General features: G+C 77.6%; 19 protein-coding genes. 6 read left to right on the top strand and 13 right to left on the bottom strand.

The annotated features are described in order from the left end of the window. Positions 1–1,893 carry a translation elongation factor 4 gene (gene lepA / locus ACUN9U_RS10600; RefSeq protein ID WP_445484934.1) on the bottom strand — a complete coding sequence of 631 codons (1,893 nt, stop codon included), beginning with the start codon at positions 1,891–1,893 and terminating at the stop codon, positions 1–3. A gap of 325 nt (positions 1,894–2,218) precedes the next feature. On the opposite strand from lepA, the gene ACUN9U_RS10595 reads away from it, so the two are divergent. Further along, positions 2,219–4,003, top strand: coding sequence for an amidase family protein (locus ACUN9U_RS10595; protein WP_445484933.1), 1,785 nt, complete (start codon positions 2,219–2,221; stop codon positions 4,001–4,003). Positions 4,004–4,014: 11 nt separating this feature from the next. On the opposite strand, the gene ACUN9U_RS10590 is transcribed toward ACUN9U_RS10595, so the two are convergent. Genes ACUN9U_RS10590 through ACUN9U_RS10580 form a run of 3 tightly spaced genes read right to left on the bottom strand, consistent with a single transcriptional unit; the run spans position 4,015 to position 7,465 of the window. Further along, complete coding sequence (locus tag ACUN9U_RS10590) at positions 4,015–4,860, bottom strand: transglutaminase family protein (protein ID WP_445484932.1); 846 nt, start codon at positions 4,858–4,860, stop codon at positions 4,015–4,017. Continuing rightward, entirely contained in the window at positions 4,857–5,804 is a 948-nt protein-coding gene (locus tag ACUN9U_RS10585; protein WP_445484931.1) for an alpha-E domain-containing protein, read from the bottom strand. Before ACUN9U_RS10585 ends, ACUN9U_RS10590 begins: the two co-directional genes overlap by 4 nt. Then, the gene (locus tag ACUN9U_RS10580; protein WP_445484930.1) at positions 5,798–7,465 is read right to left on the bottom strand and encodes a circularly permuted type 2 ATP-grasp protein; all 1,668 of its coding nucleotides are present in this window, start codon (positions 7,463–7,465) and stop codon (positions 5,798–5,800) included. The genes ACUN9U_RS10585 and ACUN9U_RS10580 overlap by 7 nt, the downstream gene beginning before the upstream one ends. A 256-nt stretch (positions 7,466–7,721) precedes the next feature. On the opposite strand from ACUN9U_RS10580, the gene rpsT reads away from it, so the two are divergent. Further along, the gene (gene rpsT, locus ACUN9U_RS10575) at positions 7,722–7,985 is read left to right on the top strand and encodes a 30S ribosomal protein S20 (protein WP_445484929.1); all 264 of its coding nucleotides are present in this window, start codon (positions 7,722–7,724) and stop codon (positions 7,983–7,985) included. A gap of 100 nt (positions 7,986–8,085) precedes the next feature. Here the strand turns inward: rpsT and holA are convergent, their stop codons facing one another. The 6 genes from holA to ACUN9U_RS10545 form a co-directional block, all read right to left on the bottom strand. Beyond that, the gene (gene holA, locus ACUN9U_RS10570) at positions 8,086–9,147 is read right to left on the bottom strand and encodes a DNA polymerase III subunit delta (protein ID WP_445484928.1); all 1,062 of its coding nucleotides are present in this window, start codon (positions 9,145–9,147) and stop codon (positions 8,086–8,088) included. A 32-nt stretch (positions 9,148–9,179) separates the two neighbouring features. Beyond that, positions 9,180–10,805, bottom strand: a complete 1,626-nt coding sequence (locus ACUN9U_RS10565; protein WP_445484927.1) for a ComEC/Rec2 family competence protein — start codon at positions 10,803–10,805, stop codon at positions 9,180–9,182. Between the two features lie 13 nt (positions 10,806–10,818). Beyond that, positions 10,819–11,760 carry a helix-hairpin-helix domain-containing protein gene (locus tag ACUN9U_RS10560; protein ID WP_445484926.1) on the bottom strand — a complete coding sequence of 314 codons (942 nt, stop codon included), beginning with the start codon at positions 11,758–11,760 and terminating at the stop codon, positions 10,819–10,821. Positions 11,761–11,895: 135 nt separating this feature from the next. Further along, positions 11,896–14,826, bottom strand: coding sequence for a leucine--tRNA ligase (leuS, locus tag ACUN9U_RS10555; RefSeq protein ID WP_445484925.1), 2,931 nt, complete (start codon positions 14,824–14,826; stop codon positions 11,896–11,898). A gap of 99 nt (positions 14,827–14,925) precedes the next feature. Then, positions 14,926–15,801, bottom strand: a complete 876-nt coding sequence (locus ACUN9U_RS10550; protein WP_445484924.1) for a UbiA family prenyltransferase — start codon at positions 15,799–15,801, stop codon at positions 14,926–14,928. 177 nt (positions 15,802–15,978) lie between these two features. Then, positions 15,979–16,905 (bottom strand): GGDEF domain-containing protein, encoded by a 927-nt coding sequence (locus ACUN9U_RS10545; RefSeq protein ID WP_445484923.1) that lies wholly within the window; start codon positions 16,903–16,905, stop codon positions 15,979–15,981. Positions 16,906–17,136: 231 nt separating this feature from the next. On the opposite strand from ACUN9U_RS10545, the gene ACUN9U_RS10540 reads away from it, so the two are divergent. Beyond that, positions 17,137–18,114, top strand: coding sequence for a hypothetical protein (locus ACUN9U_RS10540; protein ID WP_445484922.1), 978 nt, complete (start codon positions 17,137–17,139; stop codon positions 18,112–18,114). Between the two features lie 60 nt (positions 18,115–18,174). After that, on the top strand, positions 18,175–18,300 hold the full coding sequence (locus tag ACUN9U_RS10535; protein ID WP_255472122.1) for a hypothetical protein: 126 nt from the start codon (positions 18,175–18,177) through the stop codon (positions 18,298–18,300). A gap of 135 nt (positions 18,301–18,435) precedes the next feature. Here ACUN9U_RS10535 and ACUN9U_RS10530 read toward each other — a convergent pair whose 3' ends face one another. The 3 genes from ACUN9U_RS10530 to mscL form a co-directional block, all read right to left on the bottom strand. Continuing rightward, the gene (locus ACUN9U_RS10530) at positions 18,436–18,891 is read right to left on the bottom strand and encodes a phage holin family protein (RefSeq protein WP_445484921.1); all 456 of its coding nucleotides are present in this window, start codon (positions 18,889–18,891) and stop codon (positions 18,436–18,438) included. Positions 18,892–18,960: 69 nt separating this feature from the next. Beyond that, positions 18,961–19,398, bottom strand: coding sequence for a ChaB family protein (locus ACUN9U_RS10525; RefSeq protein WP_445484920.1), 438 nt, complete (start codon positions 19,396–19,398; stop codon positions 18,961–18,963). A gap of 57 nt (positions 19,399–19,455) precedes the next feature. Then, entirely contained in the window at positions 19,456–19,863 is a 408-nt protein-coding gene (gene mscL, locus ACUN9U_RS10520) for a large conductance mechanosensitive channel protein MscL (RefSeq protein ID WP_445484919.1), read from the bottom strand. Positions 19,864–20,037: 174 nt separating this feature from the next. Here mscL and ACUN9U_RS10515 point away from each other — a divergent pair, with 174 nt between their 5' ends. After that, complete coding sequence (locus ACUN9U_RS10515; RefSeq protein WP_445484918.1) at positions 20,038–21,696, top strand: long-chain-fatty-acid--CoA ligase; 1,659 nt, start codon at positions 20,038–20,040, stop codon at positions 21,694–21,696. A 5-nt stretch (positions 21,697–21,701) separates the two neighbouring features. Next, positions 21,702–22,475, top strand: a complete 774-nt coding sequence (locus ACUN9U_RS10510; protein WP_445484917.1) for an SDR family NAD(P)-dependent oxidoreductase — start codon at positions 21,702–21,704, stop codon at positions 22,473–22,475. Positions 22,476–22,566: the final 91 nt, after the last annotated feature.

Genomic DNA, 22,566 nt, shown 5'->3' with positions numbered 1-22,566 from the left:
TCACTTCTTGGCGGCGTCCTTGCCCGTCGGCGCGTCGGTGGAGAGCGCGGCGATGAACGCCTCCTGGGGGACCTCGACGCGGCCGACCATCTTCATGCGCTTCTTGCCCTCCTTCTGCTTCTCCAGCAGCTTGCGCTTGCGGGTGATGTCACCGCCGTAGCACTTGGCCAGGACGTCCTTGCGGATGGCGCGGACGGTCTCGCGGGCGATGACGCGCGCGCCGATCGCGGCCTGCACGGGCACCTCGAACTGCTGGCGCGGGATGAGCTCGCGCAGCTTGCCGGCCATCATCACGCCGTAGGCGTACGCCTTGTCCTTGTGGACGATGGCGCTGAAGGCGTCGACCTGCTCGCCCTGCAGGAGGATGTCGACCTTGACGAGGTCGGCGGCCTGGTCGCCGTCGACGTCGTAGTCGAAGCTCGCGTAGCCGCGGGTGCGCGACTTCAGGGCGTCGAAGAAGTCGAAGACGATCTCCGCCATCGGGAGGCGGTAGCGCATCTCCACGCGGTCCTCGGAGAGGTAGTCCATCCCCTGCAGCTCGCCGCGGCGCTGCTGGCACAGCTCCATGACCGTGCCGATGTAGTCGCTCGGCGTGAGCACGGTGGCCTTGACCACCGGCTCGCGGACCTCGGAGACCTTGCCCGCGGGGTACTCGCTGGGGTTGGTGACGGTGACCTCGCGGCCGTCGTCGAGGGTGACCTCGTAGACCACCGACGGCGCGGTGGAGATGAGGTCGAGCCCGAACTCGCGCTCGAGGCGGTCGCGGGTGATCTCCAGGTGCAGCAGCCCCAGGAAGCCGCAGCGGAACCCGAAGCCGAGGGCCACCGACGTCTCGGGCTCGTAGGCCAGGGCGGCGTCGTTGAGCTTGAGCTTGTCCAGGGCGTCGCGCAGCAGCGGGTAGTCCGAGCCGTCGATGGGGAACAGGCCCGAGAACACCATCGGCTTGGGGTCCTCGTAGGCGCCGACCGGCTCGGCGGCCTGGCGCGCGGCGGAGGTGACGGTGTCGCCGACGCGGCTCTGGCGGACGTCCTTCACGCCGGTGATGAGGTAGCCCACCTCGCCGACGCCGAGGCCCTCGGACGGGGTCGGCTCGGGGCTGGAGACGCCGATCTCCAGCAGGTCGTGCTGGGCGCGGGTCGACATCATCGCGATGCGCTCGCGGGGGCGCAGCACGCCGTCGACGACGCGGACGTAGGTGACCACGCCGCGGTAGGTGTCGTAGACGGAGTCGAAGATCATGGCGCGCGCCGGGGCGGCGGGGTCTCCCACCGGGGCGGGGACGACGTCGACGATCCTGTCGAGCAGCGCCTCCACGCCCACGCCCGTCTTGCCGGAGACCCGCAGGACGTCGGCGGGGTCACCGCCGACCAGGCCCGCGAGCTCCTCGGCGTAGCGCTCCGGCTGCGCCGCCGGCAGGTCGATCTTGTTGAGGACCGGGACGATGGCGAGGTCGTTCTCCATCGCCAGGTAGAGGTTGGCCAGCGTCTGGGCCTCGATGCCCTGGGCGGCGTCGACCAGCAGCACGGCGCCCTCGCAGGCGGCCAGCGAGCGGGAGACCTCGTAGGTGAAGTCGACGTGGCCCGGGGTGTCGATCATGTTGAGGGCGTGCGCCTGGCCCGCGAGCGCGCCGGTGCGGGGCGCCCACGGCATGCGCACGGCCTGGCTCTTGATGGTGATGCCGCGCTCGCGCTCGATGTCCATGCGGTCGAGGTACTGCGCGCGCATGGCGCGGTCGTCGACGATGCCGGTGATCTGCAGCATGCGGTCGGCCAGGGTCGACTTGCCGTGGTCGATGTGGGCGATGATGCAGAAATTGCGGAGGCGCTCCGGCGCCGTGGACGCGGGCTGGATGCCCGCCAGCCCGGCGGACGACGACGTGGGGGACGCTGGCACCGGCCCATGCTCCCACGCAGCGGGGTCCGCGCCGGTGCGCCCGCCGGCCTCCGGCGGCGGCAGCCCTCCCTGCGCGGCTCGCGCGGCCCTGCGGACGCCGGGGTGCGTCGTGCGCCATGCGCCGTGCTCGGAGGATCGGCCCCTTGCGCGTGACCGGGTCGTCACGCGCAAGGGGCCGGTCCTCCGAGCACCCGGCGGACGCAGGAGGCACCGGGAGCCACGGGGAGGCACAGGGAGACACCGGGACGGACCACCCGTACGGTGACGAACCACCCGAGGCGCCCGGCTGCGCACCAGCCGGCGCACAGCACCCTGGGAGGCTCCCGTGCCCCGTCCCGTCCGCCGAGCACCGCGCGCCGCCGCCTCCGCCCTGGCCGCCGCGCTGGTCCTGCCCGCGGGGGCGCTGTCCGCCTCGGCCGCGGACCTCGACCCCACCGCGCCCCCGGCGGCCGACGCGGCAGCCGCTGACCTGGCGGGGGCCGGCGGTCCCACCGCCGCCGAGCCCGCCCGGACCGGCACCGCGGCCCCCGCCCGCGCGGGGGAGCTGCTCGCCGCGGCGCAGGCCGCGGGGCTGCAGGTGCCCCGGCTGGACCTCGACCCGCTCACGGTCCCGGAGCTGCAGCGGCGCATCGAGGCCGGCGAGCTCACCGCCGAGGGCCTGACCGCCGCCTACCTGCAGCGCATCCGCGACGTCGACCCGCAGGTCGGTGCCGTGCTGGCGCTCGACCCCACGGCGCTGGAGCAGGCGCGCGCCAGCGACGCCCACCGCGCCGCCCACGGCGCCCGCAGCCCGCTGGAGGGCGTGCCGGTGCTCCTCAAGGACAACATCGGCTCCGCCGGGCTGCCGACCACGGCGGGCTCGCGGGCGCTGGCGGGCAACCTCGCGCCCGACGCCTCGCTCACCGCGCAGCTGCGGGCCGCGGGCGCCGTGGTCATCGGCAAGGCGAACCTGTCGGAGTGGGCCAACTTCCGCTCCACGTCCGCCACCAGCGGCTGGAGCGGCGTCGGCGGGCAGACGCGCAACCCCCACGCGCTCGACCGGGACCCCTGCGGCTCCTCCTCCGGGTCCGGAGCGGGCGTGGCCGCCTCCCTGGCGCAGATCGCGATCGGCACCGAGACCGACGGCTCCATCGTCTGCCCCGCCGCCACCAACGGGGTGGTGGGCGTCAAGCCGACCCTGGGCGTGGTCAGCCGCACCGGCGTCGTGCCGCTGTCGCTGGAGCAGGACACCGCCGGGCTCCTGGCCCGCCACGCCGTCGACGCGGCGCTGGCCATGGAGGCCCTCGACGACGTCGACCCGGCCGACGCCGCGACCACCGCGCGCCCCGACGGCGTGGACACCTCCTTCGGCCGCCTGGTGGAGGGCAACGGGCCCTCCCTGGCCGGAGCGCGCCTGGGGTACTGGACGCTGACCGAGGAGGAGTCCGCCGCCGTCGACGACGCCACCGAGGCCGTCTACGCCTCCGCCGTCGCCGCGCTGCAGGCGGCGGGCGCGACGCTGGTGCCCGTCCAGCTGCCCGACACCGAGGCGGTCGGGGCCGGCGAGGGCCTGGCCCTGGCGCCGGAGTTCGCCCGCGACGTCGACGCCTACCTGGCCGGCCTCGCGCCGGGGCAGCCGAGGACCCTCGGCGACCTCATCGCGATCAACGCCGCCGACCCCGTGGAGCTGTCGCTGTTCGGTCAGGAGACCTTCGAGGACGCCGCCTCCGGGCCGGGGGCGGACTCCCCGCAGGTCGCCAGCGCCCGCGCGGACGCCCGGCGGCTGGCGCGCGCGTCGATCGACACCACGCTCGCCCAGGGACCCGGTGACCAGGACGACCTCGCGGCGGTCGTCTCGCTGACCGGCACGCCGCCGGACCTGCTCAGCTACCAGAACACCGACGGCGAGCCGCCGGCCTTCGTCTACGCCACCTCCACGCCGGCCGCCGTGGCCGGGTACCCGGCCGTGACCGTGCCCGCGGGCTTCGCGGGCCCCGGCGACGTGCTCCCGGTGGGCGTCACGTTCACCGGCGCGCAGTGGGACGACGTCGACGTGCTCGGCTACGCCGCCGCGTTCGAGGCCGTCGTCGACGCCCGCAGGGCCCCGCGCCTGCTCCCCACCGCCGGCTGAGCCGGCGCGGGTCAGGCCAGGCGCGTGATGTCGACCTTGACGACCATCTCCGAGGGCGCGGTCCCGGCGTAGACGCCCTTGAGCGGCGGCACGTCGGAGTACTCGCGCCCGCGGGCGACGACCACGTGGCGGTCGCCGGGCGGCACGTCGTTGGTGGGGTCCCACCCGAACCAGTCCCCGGTCCACCACTCCACCCAGGCGTGGGACTCCCCCGAGACGGTGGCGCCCACCGGCGCCGAGGGGTCGGGGTGCAGGTACCCGGAGACGTAGCGGGCCGGCACGCCCGCGAGCCGCAGCGCGCCCAGCGCGAGGTGGGCGAGGTCCTGGCAGACGCCGGCGCGCTCGCGCCAGGCGTCGGCGGCGTGGGAGGCCACCCCGGTGGCGCCCGGCACGTAGCGGACCTCCCGGTGCAGCAGGGAGCAGACCTCAGCGGCCAGGTCGTCCGGCGCGGCGCCGGAGGCGGCCAGCCGCTGCACGCGCTCGGCGAGCTCCGCGGGGGGCTGGGTGGCCGGGGAGGCGGCCAGCAGCTCCACCATCTCGTCGACGGCGCGCGGGTCGCGGAGCACCTCCCAGCCGCCGCCGGGCACGGGCGCTGTCGGCCTGTCGACCTCCACGGTGGAGGTCGCGGTGACCGCCAGCTCCGAGTGCGGCTCGTGCACCTCGAAGACGGTCACCTGCGAGCCCCAGTAGTCGTGGTAGACGTGCTGCCAGGGCGCCGGGCGCACCTCCAGCCGCGTGCGCAGCGCGGTCTGCTCCGGGGTGGTCATCGGGGTGACCCGCACCTCGTTGTAGGAGCTGGTCACCGGTGCGCCGTAGCGGTAGCCGGTGTGGTGCGCGATGCGCAGGCGCGCGCTCATGCGGTCCCCCCCACCCAGGTCAGCGCCTCGGCGCTGGAGAAGTACCGGCGGGCCACCGCGTCGGAGGCGGCCGAGCAGGTGCGCTGCACCCGCTCCATCTCGTCGGGCAGGTGCGCCAGGACGTCCGTCAGCGGGCGGTACTCCAGCTCCGCGCGCGCCCGGCCGAGGCGGCGCTGCGCCTCGTCGAAGACCCCCGCCCGCTGCCCGCTGGACTCCAGCTCGGCCAGGCACCGCTCCGCCTGGGCGAGGGCGTGCACGACCGAGCGCGGGAAGAGCCTGTCGAGCAGGAGGAACTCCGCCGCCTCGGTCTCGTCCTCCAGGCCCCGGTAGGTGCGCAGGAAGGTCTCGTGCGCGCCGCACGCGCGCAGCAGGGACGGCCAGCGGCTCGCCGGCCCGCCCAGGCTGGCGGTGGAGGTGATGAGCCGGGCCGTCATGTCGGCGCGCTCGATGCTGCGGCCCAGCACGAGGAACAGCCAGCCGTCGTCGCGGCTCATCGTGGAGTCGGCGATGCCGGTGACGGTGGAGGTCCTGTCGCGCACCCACGCGAAGAACGTGTGGGCGCTCACCGCGCGCCACCGGCCCGAGGGCACGGCGTTGTAGGCGGTGTTGAGCACCTCCCACATCTCCGTGGAGACCGTCTCGCGGGCCCGGCGGGCGTTCTCGCGGGCACCGCCGATCGAGGCCACGATCGAGGCGGAGGAGTACGGGTCGTAGCCGAGCCTGTCGAGCACGGTGCGGCGGTCCGCCGCCGGGACGGTGCCGTCCTCGCCGGCCTCCAGGGGCGCGCCCATGACGGCGAGGAGGTTGGCGCACGCCGTCGCCTCGTCCAGCCACGGGTCCTCGACCAGGAGCTGCAGCTGGACGTCGAGCAGGCGGGCGGTGTCCTCGGCGCGCTCCACGTAGCGCCCGATCCAGAACAGCGCCTCGGCGATGCGGCTCAGCACGGCTGCCCCTGCTCCCCCGGCGCCCGCTGCGCCTGCTGCTGCTGCTGCTGCTGCTGGTCGCGCACGTCGGCGGTGCCGGCCACGCCCGGCCCGCGGTCCGGCGGGGCCCCCGGGGGCGCCGGGACGGCGCTGGAGCGGGCGCGCGCGGGAGCGGCCTCCTCCGGGCGGTCGTCGGCGAGCACCCACGTGTCCTTGCTGCCGCCGCCCTGGGAGGAGTTGACCACCAGCTCCCCCTCGGGCAGCGCCACGCGCGTCAGGCCCCCCGGCAGCACCCACACGTTCGAGCCGTCGTTGACGGCGAAGGGGCGCAGGTCGACGTGGCGCGGCGCCACCCTGTCCCCCACCAGCGTCGGCACCGTCGAGAGGCGCACCACCGGCTGGGCGATCCACCCGCGGGGGTCGGCGCTGACGCGGGCCCGCAGCTGCTCCAGCTCCTGCGGGCTCGCGGCCGGGCCGATGACGATGCCCTTGCCGCCGGAGCCGTCGACCGGCTTGACCACCAGCTCGGCGAGCCTGTCGAAGACCTCCTCGCGGGCCGCCGGCTCCTCCAGCCGCCACGTGGGGACGTTGGGCAGCACGGGCTCCTCGCCGAGGTAGTAGCGCACCAGGTCGGGCACGTAGGTGTAGAGGAGCTTGTCGTCCGCGACGCCGTTGCCGATGCCGTTGGCGATGGTCACGTTGCCGGCGCGCGCGGCGTTGAGCAGGCCGGGGCACCCCAGCATGGAGTCGGAGCGGAAGTGCACCGGGTCGAGGTACTCGTCGTCGACGCGCCGGTAGACCACGTGCACCGGGCGCAGGCCGGCGGTGGTGCGCATGTGCAGCCGCCCGCCGCGGCAGACGAGGTCGCGGCCCTCCACCAGCTCGATGCCCATGCTGCGGGCCAGCAGCGCGTGCTCGAAGTAGGCGCTGTTGTAGACCCCGGGGGTCAGGACGACGACCGTCGGGTCCTCCACGCCCACCGGCGCCGCTGCGCGCAGCGCGGCCAGGAGCCGGCGGGGGTAGGCCGAGACCGGGCGGATGCGCTGGTCGCTGAAGGCCTCGGGCATCGCGCCCGCCATCGCCGTGCGGTTGGTGAGCACGTAGCTGACGCCCGAGGGCACCCGGACGTTGTCCTCCAGCACCCGGAAGACGCCCTCGGCGTCGCGCACGAGGTCGACCCCGGCCACGTGGACGCGCACCCCGTTGGGCGGCTCGATGCCGGCGACCACGCGGTGGAAGTGGGAGGAGGAGGTGATGACCGCGCGGGGCACCACGCCGTCCTCGACGGCGCGCAGCGGCCCGTAGGCGTCGGCCAGGAAGGCCTCCAGCGCCCGCACGCGCTGGGCGACACCGGCCTCGACCACCGACCACTCCTGGGCGCTGACCACGCGGGGCACGACGTCGAGGGGGAAGGGGCGCTCCTCCCCGCCGACGGCGAAGGTGATGCCCTTGTCGGTGTAGGAGGAGGCCAGGGCGTCAGCGCGGCCGCGCAGGTCGCGCACCGCGGTGCCCGCCAGCGCCGCGTGGACGGGGGCGCTGGCCTCGCGCACGGACAGGTCCGGGGTGAACATCTCGTCCCAGGCGCCGCTGGCCGCCGCGGCGGCGGCGTACCCGTCGAAGAGCCCGCCGGGGAGCTCGTCCACCCCGCTGCCGGCGCCGCCGGTCGACGACCTCACGTCCATGGTCGCGACCGTATCGAGGCCAGGGCCCCGCGGGCAGCGGGACGGGCGAGTCCGCGGCGGGTCCGTCCGCGCTGGGCCGCCCAGCGCTGTCCGGTGCTGTCCAGTGCTGCGTCGCGGCGCTGGTAGCCTTGGTGGTTGCGCGCGCACCTCCCACCGGGGACGGGGCCGCACGAAGGCTCCGGGGGCCGGGGCAGCTGCTGCCACCGGCCACCGCCTGAACAGACAGACACCCCAGACGCGACGGAGAGACCGGCCCGTGGCCAACATCAAGTCCCAGATCAAGCGCATCCGCACCAACGAGGCTGCGCGCCTGCGCAACAAGGCCGTGAAGTCCGAGCTGCGCACCGCCGTGCGCCACGTCCGCGAGGCCGTCGCCGCCGGTGACGCCGAGAAGGCCAGCACCGCGCTGCGCGTGGCCGGGCGCAAGCTCGACAAGGCCGTCTCCAAGGGCGTCATCCACTCCAACCAGGCCGCCAACCGCAAGTCGGCCCTGGCCAAGGCCGTGTCCGCCGCCTCCTGAGGCAGCGGCCGACCGCCACAGCACTCCGCAGGGCGGGGACGGACGAGGTCCGTCCCCGCCCTGCGTCGTCCCCGGTGTCCCCGGCGCCCCGGGGGCGGCCTCAGCCGGCGCGGGCGGCGGTGATGGCGATGACGGCCTTCTCCACCGCGTAGCGGGGGTCGCGCCCGGCGCCCTTCACCTGCTCGTCGGCCTCGGCCAGGGCGGTGATGCCGGCGGCGATGCCCTCGGGCGTCCAGCCGCGCAGGGCGTCGCGGGTGGTGCGCACCTGCCAGGGCGCCATGCCCAGCCCCCTGGCGAGGGCGTCGGGCGAGCCCCGCCCGGCGGAGGCGACCTTGGCCATCCCCCGCAGCTTCAGCGCGAGGGCGGCCACCAGCGGCACCGGGTCGAGGCCGGCGTCGAGGGCCTGGCGCAGCAGGCGCAGGGCCTCGGCGCGCTGCCCGGCCACCGCGGCATCGGCCACCTTGAAGCCGGTGACCTCGGCGCGCCCGCCGTAGTAGCGCTCCACGTCCTCACCGCTCAGCCGGGCGGGCCGGCCCCCCGGGCCCCGGGGCACGTCCGCGGCCAGCTGCGAGCAGGCCGCGGCCAGGGAGCGCAGGTCCGAGCCGACGGCCAGCAGCAGCGCGTCCAGCGCGTCGTCGTCGATGCTGCGCCCGTGGGAGCGCAGCTCGGTCTGGGCGAACGCGCGCTGCTCGGCGGCTCCCTTGACCGCGGGGCACTCCACCAGCACCGCGCCGGGCACCTGCCTGGCCGCCTGCAGCAGCGCACCCGCCCGCGCACCGCCGGCGTGGCGCAGCAGCAGCACCACGTCCTGCGGGAGGGCGCCCAGCGCGGCGGTGACGTCGGTGACCAGCGCGTCGGGCGCGGCCTCCAGCCCGACGACGACCACCAGCCGCGCCTCCTCGAACAGGGAGGGGCTGGTCCACTGGGCCAGCTCCCCGGAGCGGTAGGCACCGGCCTCCACGGTGACCACCTCGAGGTCGGGGGAATCCTGCCGGCAGGCGTCGCGGACGCGCTCCACCGCGCGCTCGGCGAGCAGCTGCTCCGGGCCCGTCACGAGGACCACGGGCCCGGGGTGGGCCTGGTGCCAGGGCAGGGCCGGGGCACCGCCCTGGCCGCGCGCCGGGGTGGGGCGGCTGCGGGCGGTGGAGCGGGCTGCGGGCACCGGCACACCCTGCCACGCCGGCCCGACGGCGATCATGCGCGCCGGCGCGCGCGCCGCCCCGGCCGGAGCAGCCGCGGGAGCACCGCGACCAGCACGGTCAGCGCTCCCAGCGCCGCCGCAGCGGCGGGACCCTGCGGCCAGGGCAGCACCGCCACCGGCGAGGCCGCCCCGGTGCGGGCGACCAGGGCCACCCACTGCGCCGCGAGGCCCCCGGCGCGCGCCGCCGCGCCGGCCAGCGCTGCTCCCGGTGACCCCAGCGGCTCGGCGGCGGTGGCCACCAGCCCGAGCAGCGTCGCGGGCACCACGGCCGGGCCCGCCAGGGCGTTGGCGGGCACCGCGAGCAGCGGCACCCCGGGCGCCAGCAGGAGCACCACGGGGGCGCACACCACCTGGGCCGCCAGCGGCACGGCCACCGCGGCGGCCGCGGCGCCGACCAGGGCGTCGCGGACGGGCGCCGCCCGGCGCCCCGGCACCGCGCCGCGCAGCAGCGGGCGCGCCAGCGCCTCCGCCCAGACGGGCGCGAGCAGGACCAGGGCCGCGGTGGCCAGCACCGACAGGGCGAAGCCCGCCTGCCGCGCCAGCCACGGGTCGGCCACCACGAGGGCGGCGACCGCCGTCGACAGCGCGGGCAGCCCTCCCCCGCCGCGGGCCAGCAGCCCGCCGACCACGGCGGCGAGCCCCATCACCGCCGCGCGCAGCACGCTGGGGTCGGCGCCCGCCAGGGCGCCGTAGGCCACCAGGGCGGCCCCCGCCAGCACCAGGCGGGCCCGGCGGGGGACGCCGACGGCCGCGCCGAGCACCAGCACCGCTCCGGCCACCAGCGCCGTGTTGCCCCCCGAGACCGACGTGAGGTGCGTCAGGCCGGTGGCCCGCATCGCCTCGGCGAGGTCCGCGGGAACGGCGGTGGTGTCACCGACCACGAGGCCGGGCAGCAGCCCCCGCGCGTCCACCGGCAGCGGTGAGCACGCGCTGACCAGGCCCGCCCGCAGGCGCTGGGCGGTCGCTGCGGCCCACCCGCCGGCCGGCCGTGCGTCGGGCGCGCCGATCGCGAGGAGCAGCGCGGCCGCCGGGTCGGCGGGCCCGGTCGGCTGCAGCCGCCCCGTGGCGCGGACGCGGTCACCGCGGCGGACCGCGTCCCAGCCCGCCCCGCCGACGACCACGACCTCCGCGCGCACCGCGGAGGCGCTCCCCCGCCCGCTGACCGCCGTGGCGGACAGTCGGACCACCCACCGCGGGCTCGCGCCCGCCCACGCGCGGTCCGGGTCGTGACGGACGGCGACCGGGTCGGAGGCGGCCGTGCCGGTGACCTCCGCCGTCGCCTGCTGGGCCGCCAGCGGCTGCAGCAGCCCGGTGGAGCGCTGCACGAGCCCGGCGCCGGCGGAGACCGCGACGGCCGCCACGAGCGCCAGCACCAGCGCCGCCCCCGCCGCGCGCCGGCGCAGCACGCAGCCGGCGGCCGCCACGGCGGCGCCCGCGGCCGCGGCCGCCAGCACCGGCACCGGCAGCACGGGCGCCAGTGCCGCCGACCCCCAGGCAGCGACCGCCGCGGGCAGCAGCCGGGCGTCCAGGCGAGCCCTGGTGCGGGCGCCGCCGGGGCCGCGCAGCCCGTCGGAGGCGGCTGGCAGCAGCAGGCCCAGCACCGGTGGCACGTCCGTCACGGCCCCGCCCCGCTCACGGGTCCACCGCGAGCAGCGGCGTCAGCCGCTCCAGGGCTGCGGGCCCGAAGCCCGGCACCTCCCCGATCTCCTCCACGCTGGAGAAGCGGCCGTGCTCGGCCCTCCAGTCCAGGAGCCGCTGCGCGAGCACGGGACCGACGCCCGGCAGGGCGTCGAGGTCGGCCAGGGTCGCGCTGTTGAGGTCCACGGCGCCGCCCGGACCGCCGCCCGCCGCGTCAGCGGCGGCCGCCGGCGGCACGGGCCCGGCAGCGGCGGCCGGGCCGCTCACCGGCGGTGCGGGCAGCTCCTCCCCCGGTGCCGGCAGCACCACCTGCTCGCCGTCGAGCAGCACCCGGGCCAGGTTCACGCGGCGCACGTCGGCCCCGGGCAGGGCCCCGCCCGCCGCGCGCACGGCGTCGTCGACGCGGGCCCCGGCGGGCAGGCGCACCAGGCCCGGCGCCGCCACCTGGCCGGCGACGTCGACGACCACCTCGGCGGGCGCCGGCGCGGCCGCCGCGAGCGGTGCGCCGACCGCGGCGACCGACGGCTCCGGCGGGACCGAGGACGGCCCGGAGGGCTCCGGAGCGGGCGTGCGCGCGGGCACGGCCACCGCCGGGGTCGGGGTGGGCACGGCGGAGGGCGCCGAGCCCGCTGAGAGCACCAGCAGCACCGCGGCCGCGGCGAGGACCAGCAGGGCACCGGCGGCCGCCGACGGGCCGAGGGACCAGCGCGCCTCCCGCAGCCGCTCGGCCACCGACGGCTGCCACGGCGGGGCAGCCGCCCGCAGGTCGCGGCGCGAGGCCGCCCGCACGGCGCTCCTGTTCCGCAGGGCCGCCGCGGCCGGTGGCGCGCTCGCGCCGTCCGGTGGCGCGCTCGCACCCTCCGGCGGACGCGCACCGGCCGACGAGCCGGTGCCGCCGTCGTCCTCCCAGCCCGGGCCGGGCGCCCCGTCCAGCACCCGACCAGGCTGTCGCCGTCGCCACCGCACCGGCCTCCCCGGCGGGGCACCTGTGGAGGCGCCACCGGCGACGGGGCGCGCCGCCCGCCCTGTGGGCGGACGGCGGGCCCCGTCAGCAGGAGGTCGGCGCGAGCCTCAGGCGGGTACGACGTTGACGAGCTTGGGGGCCCTGACGACCACGGTGCGCACCCCGCGCCCCTCCAGCGCCCGCTGCACGGCCGAGGAGGCCAGGGCCAGCTCGCGCAGCGCGTCCTCGGTGGCGTCGGCGGGCACCTCGAGGCGGTCGCGCACCTTGCCGGAGACCTGCACCACGCACGTCACCGTCTGCTGCACCAGCAGCGCGGGGTCGGCGCGGGGGAACGCCTCGAAGGCCAGCGAGCGCTCGTGGCCCAGGCGGGACCACAGCTCCTCGGCCACGTGCGGCGCCAGCGGCGCCACCATGAGCACGAGGGCCTCGGCGGCCTCGCGCGGCACCGAGGACAGCTTGGTGAGCTCGTTGTTCAGCTCGATGAGCTTGGAGACGGCGGTGTTGAAGCGCAGCCCCTCGTAGTCCGCTGCCACGCCCGCGGCGGTGCGGGCCACCAGCGCGCGGGTGGCCGGGTCGGCGTCGGCGTCGCTGACCAGCACCTCACCGGTGGCCTCGTCGACGACGTTGCGCCACAGCCGCTGCAGGAAGCGCTGCGAGCCGACGACCGCGCGGGTCTCCCAGGGGCGGGAGTCGTCCAGCGGTCCCATCGACATCTCGTAGACGCGGAACGTGTCGGCGCCGTAGGCCTCGTACATGTCGTCGGGGGTGACGACGTTCTTCAGCGACTTGCCCATCTTCCCGTACTCGCGGGTGACGGGCTCGCCCTGCCAGGTGAACTCCCGCGCCCCGGTGGGGCTGGTGGTCTCGACCACCTCGGCGGCGGGCACGTAGCTGCCGCGGACGTCGGTGAAGGCGTCGGCCTGGATGTAGCCCTGGTTGAACAGGCGGCGGAACGGCTCCTCGGAGGAGACGTGACCCAGGTCGAACAGCACCTTGTGCCAGAAGCGGGAGTACAGCAGGTGCAGCACGGCGTGCTCGACGCCGCCGACGTACAGGTCGACCCCTCCGGGGTCGCGCACGGCGGACCCGTCGGCGGCCCGCACCGCCCGCTCCGGGCGGGGGCCCATCCAGTACCGCTCGACCTCGGGGTCGACCAGGGCCTGGCCGTTCTGGGGGTCCAGGTAGCGCAGCTCGTACCAGCACGAGCCCGCCCAGTTGGGCATGGTGTTGGTCTCGCGGCGGTACTGCTTCGGGCCGTCACCCAGGTCCAGGGTGACGTCGACCCACTCCGGCACGCGCGACAGCGGCGGGGAGGGCTCGCTGGTGGTGTCGTCGGGCTCGAAGGTGCGCGGGGAGTAGTCCGGCACGTCCGGCAGCAGCACGGGCAGCTGGTCGGCGGGGACGGCGACCGGCAGGCCGTGCTCGTCGTAGACGACGGGGAACGGCTCGCCCCAGTAGCGCTGGCGGCTGAACAGCCAGTCGCGCAGGCGGTAGGTGGTCACCGGGCGGCCGGCGCCGGTGCGCTCCAGCCAGGCGGTGATGCGCTCCTTCGCCTCGGGCACGTCCAGGCCGTCCAGGTCGACGTCGTCGTTGGAGGAGTTGATGGCCGGACCGGCGCCGGTGTAGGCGCCGCCCTCGAAGCCCTCCGGCGGCTGCACCGTGCGCACGACGGGCAGCTCGAAGCGCTCGGCGAAGGCGTGGTCGCGCTCGTCCTGGCCGGGCACGGCCATGATCGCGCCGGTGCCGTACCCGATGAGCACGTAGTCGGCCGTGAAGACCGGCACGGCGGTGCCGGTGACGGGGTTGACCGCGTGCAGCCCCGTGAAGACGCCGGTCTTGGTGCGGCCCTCGTCGGTGCGCTCGGCCTCGGTGCGGGCGGCGGCCTGGGCGCGGTAGGCGGCCACGGCCTGCGCGGGCGTGGCGGCGCCGCCGGTCCAGCCCTCGGGGGTGCCCGCAGGCCACGCGGCGGGCAGGTCGTCCAGCGAGCCGTGCTCGGGCGCGACGACCATGAACGTCACCCCGAACAGCGTGTCCGGTCGGGTGGTGAAGACCTCCAGGTGCCCGCCGTCGACGCCGTCGCCGGACAGGGCGAAGCGCACCTGCGCGCCGGTGGAGCGCCCGATCCAGTGCCGCTGCATCGCCTTGACGGCCTCGGGCCAGTCCAGCCGGTCCAGGTCGTCCACCAGGCGGTCGGCGTAGGCGGTGATCCGCATCATCCACTGGCGCAGCGGACGCTTCACCACGGGGAAGTTGCCGCGCTCGCTGCGGCCGTCGGCGGTGACCTCCTCGTTGGCCAGCACCGTGCCCAGGCCCGGGCACCAGTTCACCGGCGCCTCGGAGATGTAGGCCAGGCGCTGGTCGTCCACCAGGCGGCGGCGGGCGACGTCGTCCAGGTCGGCCCAGGAGGAGCCGTCCTCGGGCCGACGGGCGCCGGAGGAGTAGGCCTCGCGCAGCTCGGCGATGGGCCGCGCCGCGCCGCGGCCGCCGTCGGGGCGGACGGCCTGCGGGTCGTACCAGCTCTCGAAGACCTCGCGGAAGATCCACTGGGTCCAGCGGTAGTAGTCGGGGTCGATGGTGGAGATGGAGCGGCGCGCGTCGTGGGCCAGGCCCAGGCGTCGCAGCTGGCGGCGCATCGTGGCGATGTTCGCCTCGGTGGTGACCCGCGGGTGCTGGCCGGTCTGCACCGCGTACTGCTCGGCGGGCAGGCCGAACGCGTCGTAGCCCAGCGTGTGCAGCACGTTGCGGCCGCTCATGCGCTGGTAGCGGGCCCACACGTCGGTGGCGATGTAGCCCAGGGGGTGCCCGACGTGCAGCCCGGCTCCCGAGGGGTAGGGGAACATGTCCATGACGAACAGCGGCTCGCGCCCGGCCACCGCCGCCGCGTCACCCCACGGGCCGCTGGGGTTGGGCGCCTCGAAGGTGCCCTCCTCGGCCCAGCGCTGCTGCCACGCGAGCTCCAGCTGCGCCGCGAGCGCGGCGGTGTACCGCTGGGGCGGCGCGTCGCTGGGCGCGGGGGCTGGCTGGTCCGTGGTGGTCACGCTGGGGGCTCCTCTCGGTGCCCGGGCGAAGGCCCCGGGCGTGCCCACCAGGGTAGTCGCGGGGTCCCGCCCGGATCCGGCGTGCGGCCGGCGAGCGCCTCAGCGCAGCAGCGCGGCGCGGCCGCCGGCGGCGTCGGCGAGCACCCCGGCCACGCTGAGCGCTGCGGCGCCCATCACGGCGCGGAAGCCGGTGCGCCCGTCCGCGGCCGCGCCGAGGGCTCCGGCGGCACCGGCGGCCAGCAGCAGCCCGGTGGGCGCCGGTCCCAGCTCCCGCCGGCGCCCGGCCAGCAGCACGGCGTCGGCCAGCGCGACCCCGAGCGCCGCGCCCACGCGGCTGGCCCGCGGACCGAGCCGCTGGGGCAGGCCGCGCACGCCGGTGGCGGCGTCGGCAGCGGCGTCCGGGACCGTGTTGGCCAGGTGCGCCGCCAGGCCGAGCAGGCCGGCGGCGGTGCACAGCAGGCGCGGGGCGCTGCGGCCGGCCGCCCCCACGGCCACCGAGGGCAGCGACCCGAAGAACAGCAGGTACGGCAGGGGGCTGGCCGGGGTGCCCTTCAGGCCGAGGTCGTAGCCGAGGGCGCCGGCCAGGCCCACCAGGTGCAGGCGCCCGGTCCCGGCGCGGCCGGCCTCCAGGGCCAGCGAGGCCGGCACGGCGGCCGCGGCGGCGAGCACGGCCCCGGCGCCGACGGCGGCGCGCGGCAGCCTGCCGGCCGCCACGGGCTTCTCGGTGCGCCCGGCGGCGGCGTCCAGGGGCGCGTCGAGGGCGTCGTTGGCCCAGCCCACCGCCACCTGCCCCAGGCCCACGGCAGCGGCCACCCGGCCCGCCGTCGACGCGCGCCGTCCCGGGGGCGCGGCCGCGGCGGCCAGGGCCGCGGCGAAGGAGGTCACCGCGACCGTCGGCGCCGGGTGGCAGGCGCGCGCGAGGTCGGCGACGACGGCGACCGCGCGGCCGAGCCCCTGCTGCGCGCCGCGTGCCACCCCGCCGAGGCTAGGCGGCGGGCGCAGCGGCGCGCGCGGCCGCCCTCGCCGTCGTCATGAGCGGTGCCGGTCAGCGCCCGGGTGGAGCCGTGCCCGTCCCCCACTGGCGCAGGGTGGCCCTGCTCCACTCCCACGGGACCAGGGCCACCCTGCGCCCACGGAGAGGGGCGCGGGGCGTCAGCCGAGGGGGCCGGGGTGGTCCTGGGACCGGCGCGAGGGCCGGGAGCGGACCGGCTCGACGGCGCTGGGCGCGCGCAGGGCGCGGCGCAGCGCGAGGTCCTGCTCGGCGCGGCCGACCAGCTCGGCCAGGCCGCCGGAGTCCCACGGCTCGAGCAGGCCGGAGCCGACGGTGAGGGAGCAGGCCCAGCGCACCAGCGGTGCCTCGGGGCTGCCGAGCAGGCGCACGCGCAGGCGGCGCTCCAGCTCGGCGGGGGTGGTACCGGTGCCGGGGCCGAGCACCACGAACAGGTCGTCGGCCCAGCGGCCCACCACGTCGGCGCCGCGGGTGCTGGCGCGCAGCGCGTCGGCCACCCCGCCGACGACCTCCGCCACGGCCTCCGGACCGCCGAGGTCGCGCACGGGCTCGAGGTCGCCGAGCTGCACCAGCGAGGCGTGCATGGCCCCGCTGGAGCGGCGTGCGGCGCCGAGCACGTGGCGGGCGAGCAGGTCGAGCCCGTTGGCGTTGTAGCAGCCCGTGGCCTCGTCCACCACGGAGACCGCGTCGGCCAGCTGCAGCGCGGCCTCGAGCTCGGACGCCGCGCGGCGACGGGTCATGAGCACGGCGAGCGCCACCAGCGCCCCGACGACGAGGGCGGCCGCCAGGCCGGCCGCCGCCCCCAGGTCTCCCCGCCCGACCGACGAGAGGGCGACGGCGGTGGTCGCCGCCGCCAGCGGCGCCGCGGCCACCGCCGTGGCCGCGCCGCTGAGGGGCACCACGGCCAGGGCGCCGCCCAGCACGGGCAGCGCCGCCGCGGGCCACGGGGACCCGGTGACCGCGCACAGCGCGAGGCCGGCCCCGGCGGCAGCCGCCGAGCCTCCCCACGTGCCCACCACGAACCCCGCGGTCGCCCGCGTGCTCGTGCGCCGCTGCGCCGTCTCAGCCACCTCCACACCCGTCCCCTCGGCGCGGACCGCGCCTGAGGTGAGCGCGCCGCGACCACGACCACCCGTGAGGGCGAGCGCCGGTGCAGCTCCGCACGGGACGAGGGTGCCACACGAGGCGCCCGGACCGCCCGCCCCCGCGGGAGCGGGTGGTCCGGCGACGGCGGGCGCGCCGCAGGCCCCGCGGCGCCGCCCGAGTTGCCGAGGTGGCCCGCCCCCTCGACCGTGGCGGGCATGGCATCCACCCCTCGCCCGCGCGGATCGGCGCTCGGCCGCGGCCTGGCCGCCGGCGCCGTGGGCACCGCGGTCCTCGGCGCCGTCACCCACGCCGACATGGCCTGGCGCGGGCGGCCCGCCAGCAGCGCGCCCGCGGACGTGGTCGAGGCCGCGGTGCGCGCCACCGGCCGCGACGTGCCGGGGCGGGGCGAGCAGCGCAGCAACCGCCTCACCGCGCTCGGCGCGTTGTCGGGCACCGCGGCCGGCCTGGCGACGGGGGTCCTCGTGAGCGCGGCGCGCACCGCCGGGCTGCGCTTCTCCGGGCCGGGGGGGGCGGCCGTCACCGGCGCCGTGGCGATGGCCGCGACCGACCTGCCGATGGGGGCGCTGGGCGTCTCGGACCCCCGGACGTGGACGCGGCGGGACTGGGTGGCCGACGCGGTGCCCCACCTGGCCTTCGGGATGGCGGCCCACGGGGTGCTCCGGGCGCTGGAGCCGGCCAGCGCGCGGCGGCGCCGCGCCAGCGCCGGGCTGGTGCTCAGGTCGGCGCTGCTGGGCGCGGCGGCGGGCAGCCGCAGCAGCCTGGGGCTGGTGGCCCCCGCGCTGACGTCGGGGGCCTCGGCCGGCGCCAAGGTGCTCGCGGTGCTGCCGGCGGTGGGTGAGCTGGTGGCCGACAAGTCGCCCGCGGCCCCCGCGCGCACCTCGGCGCAGGGGCTGCCGGCGCGCCTGGTGTCCGCCACCGGCGGGGCCGCGGCCCTGGCCGCCCGGGAGGGCGCCAACGCCGTCGTCCCCTCGGTCGCGGCGGCGGCGGGCGCCACGGGCGGCGCCTTCGGGGGCCTGGCCTGGCGGCGGTGGGCCTCGCGGCGGGTGCCGGACTGGCAGGCGGCGCTGGTCGAGGACGGCGTCGCCGTCGGGCTCGCCGCCGCGGCGTGCCTGACGGGCCGGCGCTCGCGGCGCGCGTCTACCCTGGACGGCCCCGCGCCCGTCGGGCTGTGACCCCCGCGGGCGTCGCGCCAGCAGGCCCGGCGCACGCCCCCCGCACCCCTGGAGGACCGCATGACGCAGACCACCGCCACCACCGCCCCGGCCGAGCCGCAGGCGGCCGCCGAGGACGACGACTGGCTCACCGGCGCCACCGCCTGCTCGATCGAGAACGGCGAGGACTGCGAGGCCTGCCAGTGAGCTGACCGCGCGGCGCGGCCGACGGCCGCAGCGCGCAGGAGCCCGGCACCCCCGGTCCTTCGGCGGGGGGTGCCGGGCTCCTGCGCGCCCGGCGGCGGCGCCCGGGGCGGCCGCGCACCGCGCGGGGAGCGCTCCTCAGCTGCTCGGTGCCTGCTGCTGCACCTGGTCGCGGACGTCGAGGACGGCCTGCTGGGCGTCGCGCGCGGTCTCGGTGGGCAGCGGGGCCGGGGCCTCCCGCAGCAGCCGCGCCCCGGCGATGCCGGCAGCGCCCGCGAGCGCACCGTCCAGGAGCAGGCCGGCGAACGCCGCGCTCGCCGGCGGCAGGGCCTTCTCGAGCAGGGCCGCACCCCACCGGTACGCGCTCGCGAGGGCGAACACGCCGAAGACCCCCGCCGTGCCGAGCAGGGCTGCGGCGGGCAGGTTGGCCTTGAGCTTGTCGACCAGCTCGCCCTGGGCGCTGGCGACCTCCTGCTGGACCAGGCCGCTGGCCTGCTGGGCCAGCTCCGTCACCGCGCGGGCGACCCCCTCGGTGCTCGGGGGCGGGGTCTGGCCGCCGGTCGGGGCTCCTGCGGAAGCGGGTGTCTGCGTCATGGCAGGCCCCTACCCCCGTCGGGCCCGCGGCACACCGGAGCGGACCGCCGTGGCCGCCCGGACCGCTCCTCAGGAGCGGGCGCGGCGCGTCTGCGCGTCGTTGGCCCTCTGCAGCGCCTGCACCAGCTCGTCCTTGCTCATCCGGGACCGGCCGCGCACGTCCAGGCGCCTGGCGAGCTCGAGCAGGTGCTCCTTGGTGGCCCCCGCGTCCACGCCGCCGGCGGTGGGGCGGTCGGTGTCGGCGCCACCTGCGGCCTGGGGGTCGGAGGGGCCCTTGCGCCCGCCCTCCTTGGGCTCCCAGTGGTCGCCGACCTTCTCGTGGGTGTGCTTCAGCGCGGAGAAGGCGGTGCGCCGGGCCCGCTCCTCGGTGTCCGGAGCGTCCGCGTAGCTCTCCTGCGCGGAGTCGTGGGCCTTGGCGAAGGTCGCCTGCGCCTTCGCCCCCGAGCGCTGCAGCGTGCTGGGCAGCTCGCCCTCGCGGACCTCGCCCCTCGTGGTCGTCATGGCCATGACCGGTCCCTACCCGCGCAGCAGGTGCCCCAACCCGGCCCGCCCCCGTGCCACCCGTCAGGCGGCGGGCGCGACCCGGGCGGTGCAGAAGGCGCAGCGGGTGGCCCGCACCGGGATCTTGGACAGGCACTCGGGGCACTCGTGCACGGGCGCCGAGGGCTCCGGCTCGGTGCGGTAGCGCGCCACCAGGGCGTTGACCGGCCTCACCACGAGGAAGTACAGGACCGCCGCGGTGATGAGGAAGGTGATGACGGCGTTGATGAAGGCGCCGACGCCGAACCTGCTGCCGCCGACGGTGAGCACCAGGGCCGAGAAGTCGCGCACTCCGCCGAAGGCTCCCAGGAGCGGGGTGAGCAGGTTCTCGGTGAAGGAGCTCACCAGGGCGCTGAAGGCGGCTCCGATGAGGACGGCGACGGCGAGGTCGACGACGTTGCCGCGCAGGATGAACTCGCGGAAGCCCTTCACGGCTCCTCCAGGTCTGTGGGGACGACGGCGGTGGGCGCGGCTCCTCGCCGGCGCCCGGGCAGCATGCCAGCGACCGCCCCGGGGCGGTGACCCACGGGTGGACCGGTCGCAGCCGACCGGACACGATGTCCGCAGGCGCCGCCGCCGGTGACGGCGCCGGAGGGAGGACGCCCCGTGACCACCGCACCCGCCGCGCCGACCACCAGCGCCGAGGGCTCACCGCGGGCGGCGTGGCCGGACCCGCGCGCCGACGCCCTCACCGGGCCGGGCCTGGGCTCGCTGTCGGTCGCCTCGCTGCTGGCCTCCTCCGCGGGGCGCCACGGCGGGCGCACCGCCGTGGTGTGCGGCTCCGAGCGCGTGACGTACGCGCAGCTGTGGGAGCAGGCCCGCGCGTGCGCCGGCGCCTTCCGCGCCCGCGGCGTGGGGCCCGGGGACCGCGTGGCGGTGCTCGTGCCCAACGTGCCGGACTTCCCCCGCGTGTACTTCGGCCTGCTGGCGCTGGGCGCCGTCGTCGTCCCGGTGCACCTGCTGTTCACCGCCGAGGAGGTCGAGCACGTGCTGCGCGACTCCGGCGCCACCCTCGTGGTGGCCGCCGCCCCGGTGCTGGCGGCGGCGCTGCCGGCCGCGGCGGCCGCCGGGGTCCCCGTGGTCACCGTGCTCGTGCCGGACGAGCAGCGCGAGAAGGTGCCCGCCCCGCGCCTGGAGGACGAGGCGGCCGCGGCCGAGCCCCTGGAGCAGCTGGTCGCCGTCCCGCCGCTGGCGCCGGCCACCGTGCTCTACACCTCCGGGACCACCGGCAGGCCGAAGGGCGCCGTCGGCAGCCACCTGGCCATCGTCGAGAACGTCAACACGGTGCTCATCGACTGCTTCGACATGCGCACCGGCGACGTCGTCTTCGGCGGGCTGCCGCTGTTCCACACCTTCGGGCAGGTGTGCGTCATGAACACCGCCTTCCGCATCGGGGCCACCGTGCTGCTGCTCCCGAAGTTCGACCCGGCGACGGCGCTGCGGGTCATGGAGGCCGAGCAGGCCACCGTCTTCATCGGCGTGCCGACCATGTACGGGGCGCTGCTGCAGGCCGCCGGCCCGCACCGCGAGGGCGGTGGCCAGCTGCCGCCGCTGCGCTACGCCGTCTCCGGGGGCGCGGCCCTGCCCGAGGCGGTGCTCGAGCGCTTCCAGCAGGTCTTCGCAGCCCCGGTGCACGAGGGCTACGGCCTCACCGAGACCTCGCCGGTGGCCTCCTTCAACAGGGTCGGCGAACCGGCGGTGGCGGGGTCGGTGGGCTTCGCGGTGTGGGGCGTGGAGGCGGAGGTGAGCGACCCCTCCCAGCCCGAGCGGATCGTCGTGCTGCCGGCCGGGGAGCGCGGCGAGCTGGTCATCCGCGGGCACAACCTCTTCAAGGGCTACCTGGGCGACCCCGACGCCACCGAGGAGGCGGTGGTGGAGGGCTGGCTGCGCACCGGGGACATCGCCACGAAGGACGAGCAGGGGCGCATCCGCATCGTCGACCGCGCCAAGGACATGATCATCCGCAACGGCTACAACGTGTACTGCCGCGAGGTGGAGGAGGTCCTGGTCCGCTACCCCGGCGTCGCGTCGGTGGCCGTCTTCGGCGTGGCCGACCCCGAGCACGGCCAGGAGGTGCACGCCGCGGTGGTGCTGGAGGACTCCGAGGCCGGGCGCGCCTTCGACCCCGACGCGATGGTGGCCGAGGCCCGCCAGCACCTGGCCGCCTACAAGCACCCGCGCGTGGTGCACGTGCGGCCCGCACTGCCGCAGGGACCCTCCGGGAAGGTCCTCAAGCGGGAGCTCGTCGCGGAGTACGAGGGCTGACCGGCGTGGCGGCCCCGGACACCGGCAGCGGTGGCGCCGACGGCGCCCTGAGCACCGTGGTCGTCTCCGGCGGTGGCACGGGCATCGGCCGGGCGACGGCGCTGGCGCTCGCCGCCCGGGGGCGCCACGCCACCCTGGTGGGGCGACGGCGGGACAAGCTCGAGGAGGTGGCCGCCCACGCCCCCGGCAGCTTCCTCGTCGTCGACGCCGACGTCTCCACCCCGGACGGCGCGCGCCGCGTCGCCGGGGCCGTCGCGGCAGCAGGACTGGGCTGCGCCGGCGTCGTCGCGTCGGCGGGCGGCAAAGCCCCACCGGCCGCCGACGGCTCGCTGGAGGCCGTCCGGGACCACTGGCGCGCCGGCTTCGACCTCAACGTCATGACGGCGGTGCTGCTGGTCGAGGCGCTGCGGCCGGCGCTGGAGCGCGAGGGGGGCCGGGTGGTGCTGCTGTCCTCGGTGGCGGCGCTGCGCGGCTCGCGCACCGGCTCCTACGGCGCCAGCAAGGCGGCCCTGCACTCCTGGGCCTTCGACCTCGCCGCCCAGCTGGGCCGCTCGGGAGGGACCGCCAACGTCGTGGCGCCCGGCTTCGTGCCGGGCACGGAGTTCTGGGCCGGCGTGTCGCAGGAGGTGGTGCAGGCCCGGGTCGCCCAGACCCTCGTGGGCAGGGTCGGGGACGCCGACGAGATCGCCTCGCTGGTCTGCTGGCTGCTCGGTCCCGACGCCGGCTGGGTCACCGCCCAGGTCATCTCCCCCAACGGCGGGATGGTCCTGGGGAGGTAGGGCCCCTGGACGCGGGGGGGGGGGGGGCCCCCCCGGGGGGCCCCCCCCCCCCGGCCCGCGGGGGGCGGGGGGGGGGGCCACACCCCACCCC

Source organism: Quadrisphaera sp. KR29, from assembly GCF_052644995.1.
The sequence above is the reverse complement of the archived record's forward strand: the minus strand, read 5'-3'. Positions and strand labels throughout refer to the sequence as shown.

Coding starts and splice junctions, on each gene's coding strand:
- ACUN9U_RS10590 (WP_445484932.1), bottom strand. CDS start 4,860: ATGAGCGCGCGCCTGCGCATCGCGCACCACACCGGCTACCGCTACGGC.
- ACUN9U_RS10580 (WP_445484930.1), bottom strand. CDS start 7,465: ATGGACGTGAGGTCGTCGACCGGCGGCGCCGGCAGCGGGGTGGACGAG.
- ACUN9U_RS10540 (WP_445484922.1), top strand. CDS start 17,137: ATGGCATCCACCCCTCGCCCGCGCGGATCGGCGCTCGGCCGCGGCCTG.
- ACUN9U_RS10535 (WP_255472122.1), top strand. CDS start 18,175: ATGACGCAGACCACCGCCACCACCGCCCCGGCCGAGCCGCAGGCGGCC.
- ACUN9U_RS10530 (WP_445484921.1), bottom strand. CDS start 18,891: ATGACGCAGACACCCGCTTCCGCAGGAGCCCCGACCGGCGGCCAGACC.
- ACUN9U_RS10525 (WP_445484920.1), bottom strand. CDS start 19,398: ATGGCCATGACGACCACGAGGGGCGAGGTCCGCGAGGGCGAGCTGCCC.